General features: G+C 68.4%; 21 protein-coding genes and 1 riboswitch. Of the genes, 10 read left to right on the top strand and 11 right to left on the bottom strand.

Going from position 1 to position 20,231, the window contains the following annotated elements:
• Positions 1-2 precede the first annotated feature (2 nt).
• Positions 3-740 (top strand): peptide-methionine (S)-S-oxide reductase MsrA, encoded by a 738-nt coding sequence (msrA, locus tag K5L94_RS02350; RefSeq protein WP_049456430.1) that lies wholly within the window; start codon positions 3-5, stop codon positions 738-740.
• A 148-nt stretch (positions 741-888) separates the two neighbouring features.
• Positions 889-2,337, top strand: coding sequence for an aminotransferase-like domain-containing protein (locus tag K5L94_RS02345; RefSeq protein WP_274511934.1), 1,449 nt, complete (start codon positions 889-891; stop codon positions 2,335-2,337).
• Between the two features lie 65 nt (positions 2,338-2,402).
• Here K5L94_RS02345 and bioD read toward each other — a convergent pair whose 3' ends face one another.
• Positions 2,403-3,080 (bottom strand): dethiobiotin synthase, encoded by a 678-nt coding sequence (gene bioD / locus K5L94_RS02340; protein ID WP_274511933.1) that lies wholly within the window; start codon positions 3,078-3,080, stop codon positions 2,403-2,405.
• Between the two features lie 68 nt (positions 3,081-3,148).
• Between bioD and K5L94_RS02335 the strand changes: the two genes are divergently transcribed.
• Entirely contained in the window at positions 3,149-3,631 is a 483-nt protein-coding gene (locus K5L94_RS02335) for a GAF domain-containing protein (protein WP_004154035.1), read from the top strand.
• Positions 3,628-3,990 (top strand): TfoX/Sxy family protein, encoded by a 363-nt coding sequence (locus K5L94_RS02330; RefSeq protein WP_053448682.1) that lies wholly within the window; start codon positions 3,628-3,630, stop codon positions 3,988-3,990. Before K5L94_RS02335 ends, K5L94_RS02330 begins: the two co-directional genes overlap by 4 nt.
• Before the next feature lie 95 nt (positions 3,991-4,085).
• Here the strand turns inward: K5L94_RS02330 and K5L94_RS02325 are convergent, their stop codons facing one another.
• Positions 4,086-4,664 (bottom strand): histidine phosphatase family protein, encoded by a 579-nt coding sequence (locus K5L94_RS02325; protein WP_053448681.1) that lies wholly within the window; start codon positions 4,662-4,664, stop codon positions 4,086-4,088.
• A gap of 141 nt (positions 4,665-4,805) precedes the next feature.
• A riboswitch (cobalamin riboswitch) is annotated at positions 4,806-5,028 on the top strand.
• A gap of 115 nt (positions 5,029-5,143) precedes the next feature.
• Between K5L94_RS02325 and btuB the strand changes: the two genes are divergently transcribed.
• Positions 5,144-6,988: a TonB-dependent vitamin B12 receptor gene (gene btuB, locus K5L94_RS02320; protein ID WP_053448680.1), complete on the top strand. Its 1,845-nt coding sequence runs from the start codon at positions 5,144-5,146 to the stop codon at positions 6,986-6,988.
• Between the two features lie 141 nt (positions 6,989-7,129).
• On the opposite strand, the gene gph is transcribed toward btuB, so the two are convergent.
• The 3 genes from gph to K5L94_RS02305 all read right to left on the bottom strand — a co-directional run bounded on the left by gph (position 7,130) and on the right by K5L94_RS02305 (position 9,569).
• Entirely contained in the window at positions 7,130-7,786 is a 657-nt protein-coding gene (gene gph, locus K5L94_RS02315) for a phosphoglycolate phosphatase (RefSeq protein WP_053448679.1), read from the bottom strand.
• A 65-nt stretch (positions 7,787-7,851) separates the two neighbouring features.
• A complete protein-coding gene (locus tag K5L94_RS02310) occupies positions 7,852-8,643 on the bottom strand; it encodes a class I SAM-dependent methyltransferase (RefSeq protein WP_053448678.1) in 792 nt (263 codons plus the stop codon).
• Positions 8,640-9,569 carry a LysR family transcriptional regulator gene (locus tag K5L94_RS02305; protein WP_053448677.1) on the bottom strand — a complete coding sequence of 310 codons (930 nt, stop codon included), beginning with the start codon at positions 9,567-9,569 and terminating at the stop codon, positions 8,640-8,642. The genes K5L94_RS02310 and K5L94_RS02305 overlap by 4 nt, the downstream gene beginning before the upstream one ends.
• Before the next feature lie 108 nt (positions 9,570-9,677).
• Here K5L94_RS02305 and K5L94_RS02300 point away from each other — a divergent pair, with 108 nt between their 5' ends.
• Positions 9,678-10,316 (top strand): NAD(P)-dependent oxidoreductase, encoded by a 639-nt coding sequence (locus K5L94_RS02300; protein WP_053448676.1) that lies wholly within the window; start codon positions 9,678-9,680, stop codon positions 10,314-10,316.
• Positions 10,317-10,419: 103 nt separating this feature from the next.
• Positions 10,420-11,331, top strand: coding sequence for an MBL fold metallo-hydrolase (locus tag K5L94_RS02295; RefSeq protein WP_053448675.1), 912 nt, complete (start codon positions 10,420-10,422; stop codon positions 11,329-11,331).
• 361 nt (positions 11,332-11,692) lie between these two features.
• Here K5L94_RS02295 and dinB read toward each other — a convergent pair whose 3' ends face one another.
• Entirely contained in the window at positions 11,693-12,787 is a 1,095-nt protein-coding gene (dinB, locus tag K5L94_RS02290) for a DNA polymerase IV (RefSeq protein ID WP_053448674.1), read from the bottom strand.
• A gap of 191 nt (positions 12,788-12,978) precedes the next feature.
• Between dinB and fabA the strand changes: the two genes are divergently transcribed.
• On the top strand, positions 12,979-13,494 hold the full coding sequence (gene fabA, locus K5L94_RS02285; RefSeq protein WP_004154008.1) for a 3-hydroxyacyl-[acyl-carrier-protein] dehydratase FabA: 516 nt from the start codon (positions 12,979-12,981) through the stop codon (positions 13,492-13,494).
• A complete protein-coding gene (fabB, locus tag K5L94_RS02280; protein WP_274511932.1) occupies positions 13,494-14,702 on the top strand; it encodes a beta-ketoacyl-ACP synthase I in 1,209 nt (402 codons plus the stop codon). The genes fabA and fabB overlap by 1 nt, the downstream gene beginning before the upstream one ends.
• 134 nt (positions 14,703-14,836) lie before the next feature.
• On the opposite strand, the gene K5L94_RS02275 is transcribed toward fabB, so the two are convergent.
• From K5L94_RS02275 to K5L94_RS02265, 3 genes are read right to left on the bottom strand one after another with little or no spacing between them, the layout of a single operon-like run.
• Positions 14,837-15,520, bottom strand: a complete 684-nt coding sequence (locus K5L94_RS02275) for an HAD family hydrolase (protein WP_053448673.1) — start codon at positions 15,518-15,520, stop codon at positions 14,837-14,839.
• Positions 15,517-16,218: a pseudouridine synthase gene (locus tag K5L94_RS02270; RefSeq protein WP_274511931.1), complete on the bottom strand. Its 702-nt coding sequence runs from the start codon at positions 16,216-16,218 to the stop codon at positions 15,517-15,519. Before K5L94_RS02270 ends, K5L94_RS02275 begins: the two co-directional genes overlap by 4 nt.
• Positions 16,215-17,279: a class I SAM-dependent methyltransferase gene (locus K5L94_RS02265; RefSeq protein ID WP_197564372.1), complete on the bottom strand. Its 1,065-nt coding sequence runs from the start codon at positions 17,277-17,279 to the stop codon at positions 16,215-16,217. The genes K5L94_RS02270 and K5L94_RS02265 overlap by 4 nt, the downstream gene beginning before the upstream one ends.
• Before the next feature lie 158 nt (positions 17,280-17,437).
• On the opposite strand from K5L94_RS02265, the gene K5L94_RS02260 reads away from it, so the two are divergent.
• Positions 17,438-17,701, top strand: coding sequence for a hypothetical protein (locus K5L94_RS02260; RefSeq protein WP_005407925.1), 264 nt, complete (start codon positions 17,438-17,440; stop codon positions 17,699-17,701).
• Between the two features lie 67 nt (positions 17,702-17,768).
• Here the strand turns inward: K5L94_RS02260 and K5L94_RS02255 are convergent, their stop codons facing one another.
• Both K5L94_RS02255 and K5L94_RS02250 read right to left on the bottom strand, forming a co-directional pair.
• Positions 17,769-18,062 (bottom strand): DUF3247 family protein, encoded by a 294-nt coding sequence (locus K5L94_RS02255; RefSeq protein WP_049456370.1) that lies wholly within the window; start codon positions 18,060-18,062, stop codon positions 17,769-17,771.
• Between the two features lie 43 nt (positions 18,063-18,105).
• Positions 18,106-20,091, bottom strand: a complete 1,986-nt coding sequence (locus tag K5L94_RS02250) for a hybrid sensor histidine kinase/response regulator (protein ID WP_274511930.1) — start codon at positions 20,089-20,091, stop codon at positions 18,106-18,108.
• Positions 20,092-20,231 lie beyond the last annotated feature (140 nt).

Here is a 20,231-nt window from a genome sequence, read left to right as displayed (position 1 = left end):
CGATGAAACTCTCCTTTGAACAGGGTATTGCTGCAGGTGTTGCCGGTCTTGTAGCCACCGCATTGATCGCCGGCGTGCTGCTGGTCGACCACGGCGCGATCGCCGCACCGGTCGAAGCCAGCGCGCAGGCCAAGGCACTGCCGGTACCCACCGGCGATGCGGCGTTCCGCGATGACGCCACCCACGCCAGCGTGGTGTTTGCCGGCGGCTGCTTCTGGGGCGTGCAGGGCGTGTTCCAGCACGTCAAGGGCGTGAGCAATGCGGTATCCGGCTACATCGGTGGCAGCGCCGCCAACGCACACTATGAGCGGGTCAGCAGCGGCCAGACCGGTCACGCCGAAGCGGTGAAGATCGACTACGATCCGCGCCAGGTCAGCTACGGGCAGCTGATGCAGGTGTTCTTCTCGGTGGTGCACGACCCGACCCAGCTCAACCGCCAGGGGCCGGACCACGGCAGCCAGTACCGGTCGGCGATCTTCAGCGACGACGCGCGCCAGCAAGCCGCCAGCCGCGCCTACATCGCCCAGCTCGGCCAGGCCGGCAGCTACCGCGCACCGATCGTCACCCAGCTGGGCAGCGGCCAGCGCTTCTACCCGGCCGAGAGCTATCACCAGAACTACATGACGAACTACCCGCAGGCGGCCTACATCCGCTACTACGACGCACCGAAGCTGGCGGCGCTGGGCAAGCAGTTCCCGGCACTGTACCGGCGCGATGCGGTGCTGGTGCCGATGCGGTAATCGCCGGCAATACCCACGCAGAAAAAGACGCACGGCGATCCCGCCGTGCGCTTGGGAAGTATCGGCCGCGCCCCGATCAGGCCCGTCCGACAACGACATGCTAGGCTCGCCAACGTCAGGGGTACAGCTCCAGTTGACGGGAACTTCGATGGATACAGATGACCAGAGCGCGATGATCCCTCCCCGCTACCAGCGGCTGTCCGATGAACTGGCCGAGGCCATCCACGGCGGTCGCCTTCCCGTTGGCAGCCGCCTGCCCTCGCTGCGGCAGATGGCGCTGCAGCGCAGGCTCAGCCTGAACACCGTGATCGCGGCCTATCGCCAGCTGGAAGATGCCGGCCTGGTGATTCCACGACCCAAGGCCGGCTTCGAGGTCGCACCGCGCCTGTCGGTGCCGGAACGTTCGTTGCGCGATACGCCGTCGGCGCCCACCGCGCCGCTGCAGCAGGCGCTGATGGCCCGTGTGCTGGAGGCACAGCGCCGACCCGGCGTGATCGACCTGGCCTTCGCCGGCCCCCGTGGTCGCCAGTTCTATCCCGGGGCGCAGCTTGCCCGGCACACTGCACAGGTGCTGCGTCATGGCCAGCAGACGGTGGAAACCTATGCACGCCCGAATGGCTCGCCGCGGCTGCTGGCGCAGATCGTGCGCCGCGGCCCGCGCATGGGCCTGCACACCCACAGCGACCGCCTGCTGCTGACCCATGGCGCGATGGAAGCGCTGCAGCTGGCGCTGCGTGCCGTCACCCAGCCCGGCGATGCGGTCGGCATCGAGGCGCCCTCCTACTTCAATCTGTATCCCCTGCTGGCCACCCTCGGCCTGCAGGCCATCGAACTGCCCACCCACCCGCAGCAGGGGCTGGATGTCGATGCCCTGGAGGCCCTGCTCGAACACACGGCGCTGGCCGCGCTGGTGGTGATGCCGACCGTGCACAACCCGCTGGGCTGCACCATGCCCACATCCGCCAAGCAGCGACTGGCCGAACTGGTCAATGCACGCCAGCTGCCGCTGATCGAAGATGCAGTGTATGCCGAGCTGCAGTTCTGCGAACCGCCCGCGCCCCTGCTCAAGGCCTTTGATCGCGACGGATGGGTGATGGTGGTCGGTGGTTTCTCCAAGACCCTGGCGCCGGACTATCGCATCGGCTGGCTGGAGGGTGGCCGCTTCGCCGAACGCATCGCGCTGCTGAAGTTCCAGTCCACCGGCGGCGAACCGCAACTCCTCGGCGATGCGGTGGCAGCCTACCTGGAGGCGGGCAGCTACGAGCACCACCTGCACCGCATGCGTCGCCTGTATCGCGAGCAGGTGGGGCGGCTGCGCCAGCTGGTGGCCGAGCACTTCCCGGCTGGCACCCGCGCCACCGAGCCGCAGGGCGGTTTCCTGCTGTGGCTGGAACTGCCGGGCGTGGACACGCGCGAACTGTTCGAGCGTGCGCTGCAGGAGGACATCGTGTTCATGCCCGGCCAGGTCTATTCGCGCGGCGCCCGCTACCGGCATTGCCTGCGGCTGTCGTGCTGCCAGACCCTGGATGCGCGCTTCATCGGTGCGGTGGAGCGACTGGGTGCGATCGCCCGCGAGCTGGCGGCTGCAGCACGGTAGTGCCGGCCGCTGGCCGGCAACTGCATCCACCCAACGATCCCGGGATTGCCGGCCAGCGGCCGGCACTACAGGTGCGCGGCCAGCGCTTCGCCATTTGCCCCCGGCAGGTGCGGCAGCCGCCCCCAGCACGGCATCGGCAGGCGCTGCCGCAGCGTGGCGATGTTCTCGTCCTGGCGCTGCATCGCCGGGTCGATGTGATTGCCGACCCAGCCCAGGCACTCGACGCCGCTGGCCTGCAGCGACTGCGCGGTCAGCCGCGCATGATTGACGCAGCCCAGCCGCATGCCCACCACCAGCAGCACCGGCAACTGCAGCGCGCGCACCAGGTCCAGCTGGTCCAGCGTGGCCGAGACCGGCGCCAACCAGCCGCCAACGCCCTCCACCACCACGACATCGGCCTGCGCACGCAGGCGCGCGAACGCGGCCACGATCGGCGCCAGCTCCACCTGCACGCCATCTTCGGCAGCGGCCAGCTCCGGTGCCAGCGGCTGCCGCAGCGCATACGGGTTCAGGTCGGCATAGTCCGGTACCGGCCAGCTGGCCGCCTGCAGGGCCAGCGCGTCGTCGTTGCGCAGGCCCTGCCCCAGATCCTCGCTGCCGCTGGCCACCGGCTTCATGCCGACCGCGCGCAGGCCACGACGGCGCAGTGCGTGCAGCAGCGCGGTGCTGACCGCGGTCTTGCCGATCTCGGTATCGGTGCCGGTCACGAACAGGGCAGGTGGCAGCGTGGCGGGCAATGGCATCGATGGGCTCCAGCAGGGCAACAGAGCGTGCATTATCGCCGGCCGCGCACGCTTGCTAGACTGCGGGCATGTTCGCCAATGCCTCGCTCACCGGCAGCAAGCCGGAACAATACGCCCAGCTGCTGGAACAGGCCCGTGGCCTGGTCTACGCCGAGTCCGACCGCATCGCCAACGCGGCCAACCTCTCCGCACTGGTCTACCACGCCCTGCCCGACCTGAACTGGGTCGGCTTCTACCTGTACGACGGCAAGGAACTGGTGGTCGGCCCGTTCCAGGGCCTGCCCGCCTGCGTGCGCATCCCGCTGGACAAGGGCGTGTGCGGCGCGGCCGCCAGCCAGCGCGTGACCCAGCGCGTGGACGACGTCGATGCCTTCCCCGGCCACATCGCCTGCGACTCGGCCTCGCGCTCGGAGCTGGTGGTGCCACTGCTGCGCGGTGATGAGCTGATCGGCGTGTTCGACATCGACAGCCCGAAGGTTGGCCGCTTCGATGCCGAGGACCAGGCCGGGCTGGAGGCCATCGCCCGCGTGTTCGTCGAGGCCCTGGGATGAGCGCACCGAAGCTGCGCAACATCGGCCCCAAGAGTGCGGCGTGGCTGCGCCAGGTCGGCCTGCGCAGCCGCGAGGAGCTGGTCGCGATCGGTGCGGTCGGCGCCTTCGTCAAGGTCAAGCGGGCGGGCTTCAAGCCCAGCCTGAACCTGCTGTACTCGCTGGAAGGCGCATTGCTGGACTGCCACTGGCAGGAACTGAGCGAGGCGCAGCGCGAAGCGCTGGTGCAGGACTACGAAGCACGCATCGCCGCGCACCCGCTGAAGGCGGCCGGCCCGGCCTCCGGCCCGGTGCATGAGCAGCGCTTCGATGCCTACGATGACGCTGAAGACAGCGTCGCCGAGAGCGCCGACGAGGATTGAGGCCTCCGCGTTCCTGGGGATGCCGGCCAGCGGCCGGCACTACCACTGTGATGCGGGATCGGTCGTGCCGGCCGCTGGCCGGCACAACCCTCGGCTCAGGGCTGCTGCAGTTCCAGCAGTTCGCCCACCAGACCTGCTTCACCGCGTTCCAGCCGTACCCGCAGGCGTGTGCCATGGTCGATGCGCAGCGCCCAGCACAGCGACATCGGCAGGCCGCACACCTGCGACAGCACCATGCGCAGCGGGCCACCGTGGCTGACCACCAGTGTCGGCAGCGGGTCATCATCATCGAGCAGGCGATCCAGCGCGCGTGCGATGCGCCGCTCGAAATGGCCCCAGCTCTCGCCGTTCGGTGGCGGGAACGCGTGCGGGTCGGCATGGAACGCCGCCAGCGCGTCTTCCGGCAGATCGAACAGGGACTGCCCGTCCCAATCACCGAAATCCAGTTCTTCCCACTCTTCGTCCGGCTCCACATCCAGGCCGCGCGCCGTGGCCAGCGCCATCGCCGTATGCAGCGAGCGCAGCCGCGGCGAACTGATCACCCGCTCCCACGGCTGTGCGGCGTAGGCGTCGACCAGTTCCTGTGGCAGCGGCGCCAGCTGCGGTGGATCGGTGCGGCCATCGAGGAACTCATCGCGACCGTTGCCGGCATGGCGGACCAGGTCGAGGATCATGCGTGCGCCCCGTACAGGCAACGCGGGAACAGCGGAAAACGGGCGGACATCGGCAACGGCACCACGGGATCGAGGGACCATTCTAAGGGCACAGCAAAGGCAGTCGAGCAAGCTCGACCCTACGGCTGCCGGGGATGGCGTAGACTGCGCGCACTTCCAGGTGACCTGCGGCCTTGGCCGGCAGGTTGAAACGGGAAGCCGGTGACGCGTGATTCCACGCCAGGCCGGCGCTGCCCCCGCAACGGTAAGCACGTCAGTTCCAGGCAACAACGCCACTGTGCCACGCGCATGGGAAGGCGCCTGGACGGTGGCCTCGCGCCACCCGGCGGCAAGCCCGGAGACCGGCCCGGAAGCCTCAGGTCGCGATGCGGTGGGCATGGCGCTGGATGAGCACGGCGTCGGCCGTGGCATCGGCGCGTGTCTGGCTTCGCGGCTCCTCCCCTTCGCTGCGCGGGCGTGCGTGGCACCTGGAGTACCCCATGAAGCTGCAGTCCCGAATGCTGTCCCTGGCCGTGCTGGCCGCCCTGCCCGCGCTGGCGCAGGCCGCCGATGACACCACCGCGCTCGACCAGGTGCTGGTTACCGCCACCCGCACGCCGATCGCTCTGCAGGACAGCATCGCGCCGGCCCAGGTGATCGACCGCGCGCAGATCGAATCCAGCCAGGCCACCTCGCTGCAGGAACTGCTGCGCGGCCGCGCCGGCATCAACCTGACCAACACCGGCGGCCTGGGCAAGCAGAGCTCGCTGTTCCTGCGCGGCACCAACTCCGGCCACACCGTGGTGCTGGTCGACGGCGTCCGCATCAACAGCGCCGACCTCGGCCTGGCCATGTACCAGGATCTTCCGCTGGCGCAGATTGAACGCGTGGAGATCGTGCGCGGGCCGCAGTCCAGCCTGTATGGCGCCGATGCCATCGGTGGCGTGATCCAGATCTTCACCCGCCGCAACGCCGGTGACTTCGCTCCGCACTTCCAGCTCGGCGGCGGCAGCAACGGCCTGCGCGAGGCCAGCGGCGGCATCGGGGGTGGCACCGAACGTGGCTGGTTCGGTGCCGACATCGCCTACCAGCATTCCGATGGCATCGACGCCTGCCGCGGCTCTTCCTCGGTGTTCACTGCCGGCTGCTTTGCCGACGAGCACGACCGCGACGGCTACCGCAACCTGTCCAAGAGCCTGCGTGGCGGCTACACCTTCAACGACCAGTGGAACGTGGAAGGCAGCGCGCTGCGTGCCGATGGCAGGAACCACTACGACGGCTACTACAACTACTCCGAAACCCGCCAGCAGGTACTGGCCGGCAAGGTGCGCTACACGCCGTCCGAACGCGCGGCATTCACTGCCAACGTCGGCCGCAGCGACAACGAATCGGACAACTACGGCGCGCCAGGGGTGTTCGGCAGTGCGCAGACCCACCGCGACAGCGCCTCGCTGCAGGGCGATTTCGGCCTGGCCGAAGGCCAGCTGCTGAGTGCCGGCGTGGACTGGAGCGAAGACAACCTGGATGGCAGCAGCGCGGGCTACCTCGTCGACAGCCGTCGCAACACCGGCGTGTTCGTGCAGTACCAGGGCCGCTTCGGCCGCCACCAGCTGCAGGCCAGCGCACGCAACGACGACAACCAGCAGTTCGGCAACCACGCCACCGGCAGCGTTGGCTGGGCGATGCAACTGGAGCACGGCCTGCGCGTCAACGCCAGCTACGGCACCGCGTTCAAAGCGCCGACCTTCAGCGACCTGTACGACCCGTGGAGCGGCGTGCCGACGTTGAAGCCGGAGAAGTCCAAGAGCGCCAACCTTGGCGTTTCACAGCAGGGCCAGGGCTGGCGCTGGGGCCTGGACGTGTACGAAACCCGCATCGATGACCTGATCACCTACGATGCGCTCACGATGAAGATGCAGCAGGTGGAGAAGGCGCGCATCCGTGGCGCCGAACTGACCGGTGGCGTGCTGCTGGCCGGCTTCGATATCAACGCGCAGTTGAGCTACACCGACCCACGCAACCGCACCCGCGGCAGCACCCAGTTCGACAACTGGCTGCCGCGCCGCGCGCAGCAGACCGCGCGCCTGGACATCGACCGTCGCTTCGGCGACGTCCGCGCCGGACTGACCGTGCAGGGCGCGGGCAAGCGCTATGACAACGCCGGCAACTCGGTGAAGGTCGGCGGCTACGGCACGCTGGACCTGCGCGCCGAGTACGCGCTGACGCCGTCGTGGTCGCTGCTGGCGCGTGCGGCCAACGTGTTCGACCGCAGGTACGAGACCGTGGCGTGGTACAACCAGCCCGGCCGCGAGTACCAGCTGAGCGTGCGTTACCAGCCGAAATGACCGCAACGGTCATGGTGGTGCCGGCCGCTGGCCGGCAGCATCATGACCTCCGGCAGAGCGCCCCGGATTGCCGGCCAGCGGCCGGCACTACCCGTTGCGTCGGTCCGGGTTACCGGCCGGCGACCAGGGATGTCCGTTGCATCAGCGCTGCAACCCCGGCAACTCACGCAGGTCGTCGATCACGGCCACCGCATGTGCGGTGGCCAGATCCAGGCCACGCGGATAGCCATAGCGCACCAGCGCGATCGGCATGCCGGCCTCTTCGGCGGCGCGGTAGTCGGTCAGCGAATCACCGACCATCAGGCAGGCGTCTACCGGCAACCCGAAGTGCGCAGCGATGTGGCGCAGCGGTTCACCACTGGGCTTGCGCTGCGGCAGCGAGTCGCCGCCCAGTATCAGCGCGAACGCTTCGCCGATGCCCAGGTGCTGCAGCAGCGGAGGCACCAGCGCTTCTGGCTTGTTGGTGCAGATCGCCAGCGGCACGTTGCGCGCACGCAGCTGTGCCAATGCGTCGGCAACGCCATCGAACAGGCGTGGGCTGCGCAGCAGGCATTCCCGGTAGTGCACCATGAACACCGGCATCACCGCGGCCAGATCGACCTCGCGGCCGGCGGCATGCACGGCCTGCTCCACCAGGCGACGCACACCATCGCCGATCCAGCCCAGCACCGTGGTTTCCGGCACGCGCGCCACACCGATGTCTTCCAGCGTGCGGTTCAGTGCTTCGGCGATATCGGCCGCGCTGTCGACCAGCGTGCCATCGAGGTCGAACACGACCAGCGGATAGGGATACGACAAGGGACGGCACCTGTGCGACGTGGGGCCGTCCATTGTACGTCGGCCTGCTTTTCTGCAGGCCCGCCTCAGCCGATCCTGCGCGCGCGGGTGGCCAGGAACGTGGGCAGATAACGGTCGATCAGAAAGCGCGGCTGCGGCTGCCAGTCTTCCATGAAACGATCGATGACGAAGCCGGCGTCGAGCTGACCGCCGATGAGTTCGGTCAGGCTGTGGCCGAAGGTGAGCGCATCGCCGCGCGCCAGCTTGGCCTCGCGCTCGGCCGGTGCCAGGTCTTCCAGGTCCGAATAGGGAATGGCGTACTGCGGCCGGATCAAGCCCTGCGCATCCAGCTGCGGATCGCGCGCACCAACGAACAGCACCGGGTTGTAGAAGCTGGCCATCAGCATGCCGTCGCGCGCGAGCACGCGATGGCACTCGCTCCACACCGGGCGCACGTCGGGCACGTACAGGTTCGAGATCGGCTGGAACACCACATCGAAACTGCCGTTGGCGAACGCGTGCAGGTCGCGCATGTCGCCCTGCACCGTGCGCAACTGCAGGCCATCGCGCGCCGCGACCTGGCGGTCCTGCTCCAGCTGCCCGTCGGACAGGTCGAACACGGTGACCTCGGCACCGGCCGCGGCCAGTACCGGCGCCTGCTGTCCCCCGCCCGAAGCCAGGCACAGGATGCGGCGGCCGCGCACATCGCCCAGCCAGTCCAGCGGCAGTGCACGCGGCGTCAGATGCACCTGCCAGCGCCCTTCGCGCGCGGCGGCGATGGTTGAGCTTTCAACCGGGCGCGACCACTCGCGCACCTCGCTGGCCTGGCGGTCCCAGGCAGCACGGTTGTGGTCGATCAAGGCCTGTCCATGGTTCATGTGTTCTCCTTGCCCGGCGGGCGCCAATCCAGGTCCTGGAAGGCCGGGCTGGCGAAACACTCGCCCAGGTAGTCCAGGAATCGACGCATGATAGCGGGCTGCTGGCGCCGTGATGCGTACACGGCATGAATGCCGAGTTCGTCCAGGCTGAAATCCGGCAGCAGTTCGATCAGCTCGCCAGTGCGCAGCAGCGGCGCCACCTGGTAGGTCGGCAGCATCGCGATGCCGGCACCGGCCCGCACCGCCTCCAGCAGCAGCGAGGCCTCGTTGGCACTGATGTTGCCGCCCACCGCCACCGACAGCGAACGGCCGTCGCGGTGCAACTGCCAGAGGCTCTTGCCGACGTAGTGGTGGGTCAGGCAGTTGTGTGCGGCCAGGTGCTCGGGAGCGGTCGGCGTGCCGCGTGCCTGCAGGTAGGACGGCGTCGCGCACAGCACCGAGCGGCAGGTGGCCAGCCGCCGCGCGATCAGGCTGGGATCGATCTGGCGCGCGATGCGCACCGCCAGGTCCACCCGCTCTTCCACTAGGTTCACCGTGCGGTCGACCAGCAGCAGCTCGATGCGCGCCGCCGGGTGGCGTGCGACGAAACCGGCCACCGCGCGCGCCAGATGGCTCTGCCCGAACGACACGCTGGCGGTCACCCGCAGCGTGCCGTGCGGCTCGGGATCATCGCTGGCCAGCTCGCCCTGCAGCGCCTCGCCGATCTCCAGCATCTGCCGGAAGCGCGCCAGCGCCGCTTCGCCGGGACCGGTCAGGCTGACCCGGCGCGTGGTCCGGTGCAGCAGGCGCGCCCCCAGCCAGCCTTCGACCTCGGCCAGGTAGCGGCTGACCATCGCCCGCGACATGTCCAGCACCTCGGCGGCCGCGGTCAGGCTTCCGCGCTCGGCGACCTCGACGAACACAGTCATGGCGGTCAATCGGTCCATATGCTCGATCCATGCAACAAACAAGCGCGTTATACGCTGTTTTTCGAGCGACTGCAGCGGCCTAGAGTGGCCCCATTCGCACCCCACACCGCCCCACGGAGTCCTGCCATGAAGATCGCCCTCATTGGTTCCACCGGCAACATCGGCCGCCAGATCGCCCGCCACGCGCTGGCCCACGGCCACGAACTCACCGTCATCGTGCGCAGCGCGCAGGATCTTCCGGCCGAGCTGGCCGGCGCGCATCCGGTGATCGCTTCGCTGGACGACCCGGATGCGCTGGTTGCCGCCATCACCGGCCACGACGTGCTGGCCAGCGCCTACGGCCCGCGGCCGGGCGATGACATCGGCCGCGTCGGCGAGGTCGCCGCACAGCTGGCCGCCGCTGCGCGCAAGGCCGGCGTGCCACGCCTGGTAGTGGTCGGCGGTGCCGGCAGCCTGGAAGTCGCCCCCGGCGTGCAGCTGGTGGATACCCCGAACTTCCCGGAGGCCTACAAGCCGTACGCGCTGGCCCATCGCGAAGCCTTCAAGCGCCTGCAGGCGGTGGAGGACCTGGACTGGACCTTCTTCTCGCCGGCCGCCGAAATCGGCCCGGGTGAAGAGCGAGGCCAGTACCGCGTGCAGCCCAAGGCGTTCCTCGCCGATGCCAGCGGCCACAGCCGCATCAGCTACGCCGACTATGGCGCTGCGTTCGTCGCCGAGCTGGAAGCACACAAGTACCCGAAGCAGATCATCACTGCGGCGTATTGATCATGGCGTGCGCGGGCCTGCCCGTTCGCCGGGCATGGCCTGGCGCTACCCACCTGTAACGCCGAGCCGATGCTCGGCACGATATCCCCACAAGGACATCCCCATGCGTACCGCTGCCCTGCTGCTCCCCCTCGCCCTGGCCGCCAGTTTCACCAGTGCCCCGCTGCTGGCCGCACCGGCTACCCCGTCGCACGCCACGGCGGCCAAGTCCCAGCTGCGCCTGCAGACATTCCACCCCGGCCCGCAGGCCATGTTCTCGGTGTCCTCGGTGCTGATCGAAGGCCGCCATGACGCAATGCTGGTTGATGCGCAGTTCGGCGCCAGCGACGCGCGCAGGCTGGTCGAGCTGATCCGCGCCAGCGGCAAGCAGCTGACCACGATCTACATCAGCCACGGCGACCCGGACTACTACTTCGGCCTGGCCACGCTGCAGGATGCGTTCCCGCAGGCGCGCATCGTCGCCACCGCGCAGACTGTCGCCCACATCCAGCAGACCCAGGCCGGCAAGCTGGCCTACTGGGGACCGAAGATGGGGGCCGATGTCCCCGCGCGCATCGTGGTGCCACAGGTGCTGGAGGGAGACGCGCTGCAGCTGGAAGGTCAGCGCCTGCCGCTGATCGGCCTGGATGGCCCGACCCCGGACCGCAGCGTGCTGTGGATACCGTCGCTGCGCGCGATCGTCGGCGGCATTCCGGTGGTGGCGGGCGAGCATGTGTGGATGGCCGACACCCAGACGCCCAAGTCACACGCCGACTGGCTGCAGACCCTGCAGCGCCTGCAGGCACTGAAGCCGAAAGTGGTGGTGCCGGGGCACTACGCACCGGGTGCGGCACTGGATGCCAGTGCACTGCGCTTCACCGCCGATTACATCCGCGCCTTCGATGCCGAGACGGCAAAAGCCAAGGACAGCGCGGCGCTGGTGAAGGCGATGCAGGCGCGCTACCCGAAGCTGGCCGGCGTCGAGTCGCTGCAGCTGAGTGCGAAGGTGGCCAAGGGCGAGATGCAGTGGCCATGAGGTAGGGGTTTTCTTTTGCAGGGCTGCGCCCTGCACCTGCCGAAGCAACGTCAACGTCAACGTCAAGGTCAAAAGCCGAGGTTCCGTGGGTTGGCGGGGTGGGTCCGGTGGCGGGGGACGCCGTAAACCCCCAGACCGGCCCAGCCGCTGGCGGCTGTGCGTTCGGGCGCTTGCGAAGCAGTGCTTCGCAAGCAAAGCGCCCTCACCCCTGGGGGCTTGGCCGCGGCATCCATGCCGCGGACACCCCCGCCACCGGACCCACCCCGCCTTCGACAGTTCTCTGCGATCTGTAGCTTTTTGTAGAGTCGAGCCATGCTCGACTGCCGTTCGTTGCGGAATCGAAATGTTCGACGGCGAACGATCAATTTCCTTCAGAATCGTTCGTTCCGTGCTCGAACAATTCGCCCTGCACCACCGGCTCCTTTTCGCGGAAACCGCCCAGGCCGACGCCCACCAGGCGGTAGCGGGTTTCGGCCGGCAGGTCGACGCGGGCACGCAGGGCCAGGGCGATGTCGCGCAGTTCTTCCATCGATTCCGGCGGGCGCTCCGGGGTGAAGCTGCGGGTAAGGATGCGGAACTGCGCGGTCTTCAGCTTCAGCACCACGGTGTGGCCGACGCGCTCGGTCTTGCGGGTGGCATGCCAGGTCTTCTCCGCCAGCTGCACGATCGCCTCGCTCAGGTCCTCCAGCAGCAGGTCTTCGGCGAAGGTGTCCTCCGAAGAAATCGACTGCACCTGCTGGTCCGGTTCCACCGGCCGCTCGTCCACACCGCGTGCGCGGTTGTACAGGCTGCGGCCGAAGCTGCCGAACGCCTCTTCCAGATCAACCAGCGCCCACTGCCGCAGGTCGCCACAGGTGACGATGCCGCGCGCGGCCAGCTTGCCTTCCATCACCTTGCCCACGCCGGGCACCCGGTTCACCGGCAGCGGCAGCAGGAACGCGTCCACCCGCTGCGGTGGAATCACGAACTGCCCATCGGGCTTGCGCCAGTCCGATGCGATCTTGGCCAGGAACTTGTTCGGCGCGATCCCGGCTGAAGCGGTCAGCTGGGTTTCTTCACGGATCTGCGTGCGGATGGTGCGGGCGATATCGGTGGCCAGCTCGATGCCGCTCTTCGGCTCGGTCACGTCCAGGTAGGCCTCGTCCAGCGACAGCGGCTCGACCAGATCGGTATGGCGCAGGAAGATCTCGCGCACCTGGCGTGACACCGCCTTGTAACGCGAGAAGTCCGGCGGCACGAAGATCGCATCCGGACACAGGCGTTCAGCACGCAGCGCCGGCATCGCCGAGCGCACGCCGAACACGCGGGCTTCGTAGGAGGCCGCACACACCACCGAGCGGGCGCCGCGCCATGCCACGACCACCGGCTTGCCACGCAGTGACGGATCGTCGCGCTGCTCCACCGACGCGTAGAAGGCGTCCATGTCGACGTGGATGATCTTGCGCAGTGCGTTCATGGTTGGCCGACATCATACCCGCACCGTACCGGTCCAGACGGCGAAGTATGGTCGTTGTGCATCAACGGGATGCGCGATCTGGGCGGAAAACACTACGCACGCGTACGGTGCGGCGGTTTGATTCCCGCTGCAACCGTCGTGCATCCTCGACGGATTGTTGCCTCGTTTTCGCTTCCAGGATTGCGCTTTCCATGACTCGTCTCCACGCGTTCAACCGCGACCAGCTGCTGGCCAGCGCACGCGGTGAACTGTTCGGCGCCGCCGCCGGCCGTCTGCCCAACGATCCGATGCTTATGTTCGACCGCATCACCGAAATCCGCGAGGACGGCGGACCACATGGCAAAGGCATGGTACGCGCCGAACTGGATATCCGCCCGGACCTGTGGTTCTTCGGCTGCCATTTCATCGGCGACCCGGTGATGCCCGGCTGCCTGGGCCTGGATGCCATGTGGCAGCTGACCGGCTTCTTCCTGACCTGGCTGGGCGCCCCCGGCAAGGGCCGCGCGCTGGGCTGCGGTGAAGTGAAGTTCACCGGCCAGGTGCTGCCGGATGCCAAGCTCGTGCGCTACGAGATCGATATCAGCCGGGTCATCAACCGCAAGCTGGTGATGGCCCAGTCGGACGCCCGCATGTACGTGGATGACCGCGAAATCTACAGCGCGCGCGACCTGCGCGTCGGCCTGTTCACCGAAACCGGGAGCTTCTGATGCGTCGCGTCGTCATCACCGGCATGGGCATCACGTCCTGCCTCGGCAATGATCTGGATACCGTCTCGGCCGCGCTGCGCGAAGGCCGCTCGGGCATCACCACGCTGGCCGACCACGCCGAAGCCGGGCTGCGCAGCCAGGTCGGCGGCCGTGTCGACCTCGACCTGGACGCGCTGATCGACCGCAAGCAGAAGCGCTTCATGAGCGATGCGGCGGCCTTTGCCTACCTGTCCATGCGCGATGCCATCGCCGATGCCGGGCTCAGCCCCGAGCAGGTCAGCAACCTGCGCACCGGCCTGATCGCCGGCTCCGGTGGCGGCTCCAGCGAATGGCAGATCGGCGCGGTCGACCTGCTGCGCGAACGTGGCGTGCGCAAGGTCGGCCCGTACATGGTGCCGCGCACGATGTGCTCGACGGTCTCGGCCTGCCTGGCCACCGCCTACCAGATCAAGGGCGTCAGCTACTCGCTGTCGGCCGCCTGCGCGACCTCGGCGCACTGCATCGGCGCGGCCGCGGACATGATCCGCCACGGCGCGCAGGACATCATGTTTGCCGGCGGCGGCGAAGACCTGCACTGGTCGATGAGCGTGATGTTCGATGCGATGGGTGCCCTGTCGACCAGCTTCAACGAGACCCCGGCCAGCGCCTCGCGCCCGTACGACAAGGACCGCGACGGCTTCGTCATCGCCGGTGGCGGCGGCATGCTGGTGCTGGAGGACTACGACCACGCCGTCGCACGCGGTGCGCACATCCATGCCGAACTGATCGGCTACGGCGTGACCTCCGATGGTGCCGACATGGTGGCGCCGTCCGGCGAAGGCGCCGTGCGCTGCATGAAGATGGCGCTGCAGGGCATCGATCGCCCGCTGGACTACCTCAACACCCACGGCACTTCGACCCCGCTGGGCGACGTCACCGAGCTCAACGCGATCCGCGAAGTGTTCGGCGATGCAGTGCCACCGCTGTCCTCGACCAAGGCGTTGTCCGGTCATTCGCTGGGCGCGGCCAGCGTGCACGAGGCGATCTACTGCCTGCTGATGATGCGCGACGGCTTCGTTGCCGGTTCAGCCAACATCGCCGAGCTGGACCCGAAGGTGGAGAACTTCCCGATCCTGCGCGAAAGCCGCGAGCAGAGGCTGGATACGGTGATGTCCAACAGTTTCGGCTTCGGTGGCACCAACGCCGCCCTGGTGTTCGGGCGGGTGTGAGGGGAAGGTGTGCCGACCAACGGTCGGCACCCACCGGGGCATTGGGGTGTGCCAACCAAGGTTGGCATCCACCAGAGCGGTGAAGTGTGCCAACCAAGGTTGGCACCCACCGTCAGGTGCGGTTGGCACCCACCTTATTTCGGCAGCAGCGGCAGCAGCAGTGCGTGCGCGTCCACCAGCGAGCCGACGATGCGATGGCCCAGTGCGCGCAACTCTTCGTCCGGGTGCACCAGGTCCGGCACCTGGATCACGGTCATGCCGGCCGCCAATGCGGCGCGCGTACCGGCTGGTGAGTCCTCCAGCGCCAGGCAGCGCTCCGGCGCCTGGCCCAGCCGCTGTGCAGCCAACAGGTAGATATCCGGCGCCGGCTTCGGCCGCGCCACGTCGCCACTGGTGATCACCGCATCGAAGTAGGGCAGCAGGCCCGCCGCGGCCAGCTTGCGGTTGGCGCGAGGCTGCCGCGTGGTGGTCGCCACCGCGCGCGGAACCGCGTGCGCCTTCAGCAGTTCCAGCAGCTCCAGGATGCCCGGCCGCAGCGGCAGGCCGGTCTGCGTGCGAGCTTCATACAGGTCATGGCAGCGTGCCGCGACCGCTTCGATCACGCTGTCTTCGATGCCCTGCGCGCGCAGCAGCGCGTGCGTGTCACGATCGCCGAGGCCAACCATGCGCAGGAACACTGCCTTGTCCAGGCCCAGTCCGAATTCGTCCGCGGCCTCGCTCCAGCAGGCCAGCGCGACCCGCTCGCTGTCGATCATCAGGCCGTCCATGTCGAAGATGACGGCGTCGGGCAGGAACGGCAGCGCAGCGATGGTAGTCATGGAGCGAACAACGTATCCAGGTCGGTGGAGGTGAGCTGCCGCCATTGCCCTTCCTCCAGCCCCTGCAGGTCCAGCCCGCCAACGCAGCTGCGGTGCAGGGCCTGCACGTGGTTGCCGGTGGCGGCGAACATGCGACGTACCTGATGGTAGCGGCCTTCGTGCAGCACCAGGCGTGCGCGGCGCGCGTCCAGCACCTCGAGTTCAGCCGGCAGCAGGGGCGTCTTCTCGGACTCCAGCATCAGCGTGCCGCTGGCGAACAGGGCCACTTCATCGCCGCGCAGGTCGTCGCTCAGTTCCACTTCGTAGACCTTGGGCAGCTTCGATTTCGGCGAGATGATCCGGTGCAGCAGGCCACCATCGTCGGTCAGCAGCAGCAGGCCACTGGTCTCGCGGTCGAGGCGGCCGACCGTGGACAGCACCGGGTCGCGGTCGCGGAAGCGCGGCGGCAGCAGGTCGTAGATCAGGCGGCCGATGTCCTTGGTCGAACAGGTGTAGCCGGCCGGCTTGTACAGCGCGATCGACAGCCCCACCGGCGGGTCCAGCGGCTCGCCGTCGACGCGGATGGCCTCGTGCGGCACCTGATCATCGGCGTACAGCACTTCGCCGTCGGCATCGGTGACGCGGCCCTCGCGGAACATCCACTGCACCTGCTTGCGGCTGCCATAGCCCAGGTTGGCGATGTGCTTGACCAGTTTCATCGGCCCTTCCCCTTCACCGCTTCAACCAGCTTGAAACCGTCGCGCTCGGCAACCACGCGCACCGCGCCGAAGCTGTCGTTGAGGGTGTGCTCGTACGGCAGGTGGCGGTTGGCCACCACGTACAGCCGCCCGCCCGGGCGCAGCGCCTGCGCGGCTACGGCGATGAAACGCTGGCCGATGTCCGGGCGGTCGGCCCGCGACGGTGTGTGGAACGGCGGGTTGCTGATGATCACGTCGTAGCCCGGCTCGATGCCGGCGGTGACGTCGCGCCACAGGAAACGCAGCGGCAGCGGGCGCGGCGGCGGCGCCAGGTTCAGTTCGGCCAGGGCCAGCGCGCGCTGCTCGGCCTCGTACAGGTCCAGCGCGGTGATCTTCGGGCAGCGCTCCAGCAGCTCGCGCGACAGGTAGCCATAACCGGCACCGAGGTCGGCGGCACGCCCGGCCAGGTCGGCCGGCAGGTGCTCGGCCAGCAATGCCGAGGCCGGATCGATGCGGTCCCAGGCGAACACGCCCGGGCGGCTGAGGAAACGGCCGCCGACGATCGGGCGCACCGCATCCAGCGCCGACCAGCGCTTGGCCAGGTCGGCATCGTGCTGGCCCTGCATCGGCGCGGTCCAGTACACGCGGCAATGGTTCTTGGTCAGGCTGCCGCCGAGGCCGGTCAGCTGCTTGAGGTCGCCTTCGCCGGAGCGTGCGCCTTCGTTGTTGGACTGGCAGGCCACGATGCGACCGCCGTCGGCCACCAGCGCCAGCGCGCGGGCGAACAGCGCACGGGCCTCTTCGCGCTGGCGCGGCGGCAGCACCAGCACCAGCGGGTAGCGGCCCTTGCCGGCCACGTCATCCAGCTGGCCGCTGACGGTCCAGCCGGCGGCCTGCTGCAGCGGCTGCGCGAACGGGGCGAAGCTCTGCTCGCAGTGCACCTCGCGGTTGCCCGCCGCTTCGCGCAACGGCCAGCCGTCGCGGGCACGCAGGAAGGCCACCGGGCCCTCCGGCCAGCGCAGGGCACCTTGGGAGAACGGCAGGAACAGGGTCTGCAGGGGGGCGTCGTCGCTGGAGGCCATCGGCGCGGGTACTTCAAGCGTGAGGGCCGTCCATTGTACCGGCTTGGCCGGTCCGGCCCCGGCGGGCCACTTTGCGAAACCCGAACGGGGCCTTGATGTGCCAGCAACATTGAAACGTTCAGGGTAGAGGCTCCCCCCGGAAACCCAGGAGAACCTGCATGCGAGCCTTGTTCGTCGGTGGCGTGGTCGACAACAGTGAAATGGACCTGGAAGGCAGCCATCCGCCCGTGCACTACCCCGAGGACACCGGCGGCGGCCACTCGCGCTACCGGCTGCACCAGGTCGGCCATGGCGCCGACGGCAGCGTGGCCTATGCGGTGTACGGCGCGCCAGACCTGGCCGACGATGAGGTAGCCCGGGTCGCGGAAGAACGCGCCTATGCGCGCCGCTTCGAGGCAACGCCCACGCTGTTCGAGCATTGATCCCCCTGCAGCGCCGGAGCCCGCGCTCGGGCGGTAGCGCCGCGCGAGGGCTCGGCGCTCCATCGGATCAGGGCGCCCTGGGTGGCAGACGGTCGATGCTGGCGATCTCATCCAGCCAGACGTGGTGCTGCTGCACCGGCGTGTCGTAGTCATCCAGGCGCAGCTGGCCATTGCTGCCTTCATCGCCAGCATCGTTGCGGTACTGCTGGAGCGTGGGTTTCACCGCCACGGTACCCAGCAGGCGGCGACCGTCATGCAGGGTGAGTTGCACCTGCGTTTCACCTTCCAGCTGTGGTAGCAGGGCTTCCAGGCGCGCGATCTGCGCCGGATCGGTATGGATGCGGGGAGCTGTGCGGGACATCGGCGACCTCCTGCATGCAGGGTCGCCGATCGGCCGTGAATGCTCAGTGCAGCGCGCTGTCTGCGCGCGGCACCTGCACCTTGCGTACGGCGGCCACCAGCTGCGCCACCGAATAGGGCTTGGCCACGTGTTCCTGGAAGCCCGATGCCAGCGCGCGGCGGCGGTCATCGGCGCGCGCCAGCGCGGTCACCGCCACCGCCGGCAGGGTCGCCGCATCCACCCCCATGTCCTCGCGCAGCGTACGCACCAGGCCATAGCCATCCATGCCCGGCATGCCGATGTCGGTCAGCATCACGTGGTACTGCAGGTGGCCGGTGTCGGCCAGCAGCGCCAGCGCCTCGCCGGCCGAACTGGCCGCGGAGACACTGGCGCCCTGCTCTTCCAGCATGCGCCGCAGGTACTCCAGCACTTCCGGCTGGTCTTCCACCGCCAGCACATGCATGCCGCGCAGCGGATACGGCTCGACGATCACCGGTTCCAGGATCGGCCCGCTGATCACTTCGCGCAGCGGGCGGCGCTCGGCATCGGGAAGGTGCTGCGGCAGCCGCACGGTGAAGGTGGCGCCGTGGCCGTGGCCTTCGCTGGCGGCGGTCACGGTGCCACCATGCAGTTCGACCAGCTGCTGCACGATCGCCAGGCCCAGGCCCAGGCCACCGTGGCGGCGCGTGGTGGTGCCATCGGCCTGGCGGAAACGGCTGAACAGGTGATTGAGGAATTCAGGCGCGATACCGTCGCCGGTGTCATGCACGGTGATCACCCAGTGGTTGCCGTCGGCCTGCAGCTGCAGGTCGATGCGGCCTTCGGCCGGGGTGAACTTGATGGCATTGGAGAGCAGGTTCCACAGCACCTGCTGCAGGCGGGTGGCATCGCCCAGCACCAGGCTGGGCTGCTCGGGCAGTTGCAGGTGAACGTCCAGCGCCTTGCCTTCGGCTACCAGTTCCTGCGCGCCGATGGCTTCGCCAAGCAGCAGATTGAGGTCCAGCACTTCCACTTCCAGCTGCACCTTGCCCAGCAGCATGCTGCTGAGGTCGAGCATGTCCGAGATCAGCCGCTTCTGCGCGCCGGCGCTGTTGGCGATCACGTTCAGGCCCTTGAACAGCGGGCTGGTGTTGTCCACGCGCTGCAGCAGCAACTCGCTCCAGCCCAGGATGGTGGTCAGCGGCGTGCGCAGCTCGTGCGACAGCGTAGCCAGGAATTCGTCCTTCAGCCGCGCCATGTTTTCCGCGGCACTGCGCGCGGCTCGCTCGGACTGCAGCAGTTCCTCGCGGGCCAGCTCGATCTCGCGGCGTTCGGTCACGTCCGGGCTGCTGCCGGCCAGGCCGATGAAACGTCCCATGCGCGAGAAGCGCGGCCGGGCGTTCATCTCCAGCCAGCGCCACTGGCCATCGGCGCGGCGAGCACGCACCAGGGCATGCATGGAACGCTGTGCCTTCAGTGCCTCCTGCAGTTCGTACTCGAACACCGAGGCGTCATCGGGATGGACCAGGCCGCGCCACACATCTTCCGGCACGCGCGTCTCGTCACCACCGAAGAACTCACTGAAGGCACTGTTGACGAAACGGGCATGGCCACGCTCGTCCAGCACCCACACCGGCATCGGCAGGCCATCGGCCAGCGCGCTGAAACGGGCTTCGCTCTCGCCCAGTTCCACTTCCATCTGCTTGCGCGCGGTGATGTCGAAGAACAGGATGCCGACCTTGTCTTCGCCGGGACGGCCCACGCGCACGGCATCGACCGCGAACGAACGGCCGAGCGCACGCGCTTCCATCTCGAACTGCGCCGGGCGGCCGCTGCGGGCGACCTCGCCGTAGATGCGGAACCAGTCTTCCTCGTGGTTCGGCTCCAGCAGGCTCATGCGCTGGCCGCGTACATCCTTCAGCCCGGTATGGCGCTCGAAGGCATCGTTGACCTCGATGAAGCGATAGTCGACCGCATGATCGCCCTCGAACAGCACCTGGATCACGCAGAAGCCGGCGTTGATGCGCTCAAGCACGCCATGATGCAGGTCGGGTTCGGGCGCCGGCACCATCAACGGTGGGCGCTCCACTAGGGGCGGCAGTGTGGACAAGGGCGTCTGGACGGGCCGGATTGGAGACACAGCATCTTCCAGAGAGCGTATTCACAGCGTCAAGCGCCGTCAGTCAGGGTTGACGACGATGAATTGGCGGC

The sequence above is a fragment of the Stenotrophomonas forensis genome (assembly GCF_028752115.1).
GTDB lineage: Bacteria > Pseudomonadota > Gammaproteobacteria > Xanthomonadales > Xanthomonadaceae > Stenotrophomonas > Stenotrophomonas forensis.
The sequence above is the reverse complement of the archived record's forward strand: the minus strand, read 5'-3'. Positions and strand labels throughout refer to the sequence as shown.